Raw genomic sequence first — 1,781 nt, forward strand, 5'->3', positions numbered from 1 at the left:
CACCGAGTTACACCACTCTATGGGGCACTACTTTGAAATCAGCCCGAACGACTCACTGACGTGCCTTCAGCGGCTTGACTCACCGGCCCGTGAAAGGCCGAGGCTAGTGCAGCTGTTCGGGCACCTCGAACTCGGCACACAACGCCAACCACACGCGCTTGACGGGGAGGCCGGCGTCGATCGCCTCGAGGGCGGTCCTCCCGCCACACTCCGCGAGATGGTGCGATCTGGTCAGACTGTCGGCGCGGAGTTCACCGAAGGCCTCCACGGTGCGTGCGCGGAACTCGGTCAGGGTCACGTCTCGCCCTCCCCTACGGACGACGACGGGCCGCCGGCGTGGTCGCCGACGGCCCGTTGCCGTGAGATCACTGCTGTTCGGTCTGCGCCTGCTGCTGCTGCGGCGGCGCGGCCGACTCGGACTGGCCCTGGCCGAGCTGGCCGGTGGCGCCGGTACCGGAACCGAGCTGGCCGCCCTCCGCCATCGACGCGCGGATCTGCTCGAGGCGGCTGTGGCCGGCCATCTGCGTCGAGGCCTGCTCGACCTCGAGCATGCGACCCTGCACCGAGTTCTGTGCGAGTTCGGCCGAGCCCAGGGCGTTGGCGTAGCGTCGCTCGATCTTGTCGCGGACCTGGTCGAGGTTCGGGGTGTTGCCACCCGAGGACATCTCCGACATCGACTGCAGGGACGCGCTGACCTGCTCCTGCATCTTGGCCTGCTCCAGCTGACTGAGCAGCTTGGTGCGCTCGGCCACGCGCTGCTGGAGGACCATCGCGTTCTGCTCGACGGCCTTCTTGGCCTGGGCCGCGGCCTGGAGTGACTGGTCGTGCAGGCCCTTGAGGTCCTCCACGCTCTGCTCGGCCGTGACCAACTGGGCCGCGAACGCCTCCGCGGCGTTCTCGTATTCGGTGGCCTTGGCCGCGTCGCCCTTCTGGCGCGCCTGCTCCGACATCTGCAACGCCTGCCGGGTGGAGCCCTGGAGCTTCTCGATCTCCGCGAGCTGCCGGTTGAGCTTCATCTCCAACTGGCGCTGGTTGCCGATGACCGCGGCAGCCTGCTGCGAGAGCTGCTGGTGCTGACGCTGCGCATCGGCGATCGCCTGCTGGATCTGGACCTTGGGATCGGCCTTCTCGTCGATCTTCGAATCGAACAACGCCATGAGGTAGCGCCATGCCTTGGTAAACGGATTGGCCATCGCTGCGTAGTGTCCTTCTGCCGATTCGGACGACGGGTCTGTTCAACGGTACCGAACAACGCACGGTTGCGACCACCGGGCGTGACGGGCGTGCGGTCAGGCGGCGAGCACCGGCTCGGTGAACGTGCCCGGAGGGGAGACCTCGAGGGCGGCGCGGATGAGGATCTCACCCAGGGAGACGTCGAGCGCCCCCGAGATGGAGGCGAGCAGTTCGCTCGAGGCCTCCTTGCGGCCGCGCTCGATCTCCGAGAGGTAGCCGGGGCTCACGCGGGCGGCGTCGGCCACGTCCCGCAGGGTCCGACCGGATTCCCCGCGCAGCCCGCGCAGGACCGTCCCGAGCGTCTCGCGTAGCAGAGGGGCACCGCCGGGCTGGTCCGGTCTGGGCAGGGTGGTCATCTGGATGTTCGGCATCACGGGGTACAACGCATCACGACCCGGATTCGTTCCCGTCGTCGTCGTCACCGGTCCCCTCCCCCGTCGCCGCGGCGATGACCAGTTCCAGCGCCGCCGCGCACGCCGCCGTACGGATACGGCTCCGGTCACCGGTCAACGCGAGCGGCACGGACCAGGGCTCCATGCCGGGAACCG

3 protein-coding genes are annotated in these 1,781 nt (G+C 68.6%); all 3 read right to left on the bottom strand.

Annotated features, from left to right (window positions below):
* Positions 1-103: 103 nt before the first annotated feature.
* Complete coding sequence (locus G6024_RS15190; protein ID WP_067717747.1) at positions 104-298, bottom strand: DUF3046 domain-containing protein; 195 nt, start codon at positions 296-298, stop codon at positions 104-106.
* Positions 299-365: 67 nt separating this feature from the next.
* The gene (pspA, locus tag G6024_RS15195; RefSeq protein ID WP_069389093.1) at positions 366-1,193 is read right to left on the bottom strand and encodes a phage shock protein PspA; all 828 of its coding nucleotides are present in this window, start codon (positions 1,191-1,193) and stop codon (positions 366-368) included.
* A gap of 96 nt (positions 1,194-1,289) precedes the next feature.
* Positions 1,290-1,604, bottom strand: coding sequence for a helix-turn-helix domain-containing protein (locus tag G6024_RS15200; protein ID WP_067717740.1), 315 nt, complete (start codon positions 1,602-1,604; stop codon positions 1,290-1,292).
* Positions 1,605-1,781: the final 177 nt, after the last annotated feature.

Origin of the sequence: Dietzia maris (assembly GCF_014144855.1) — a bacterium.
In the GTDB taxonomy this organism is placed as follows: domain Bacteria; phylum Actinomycetota; class Actinomycetes; order Mycobacteriales; family Mycobacteriaceae; genus Dietzia; species Dietzia kunjamensis.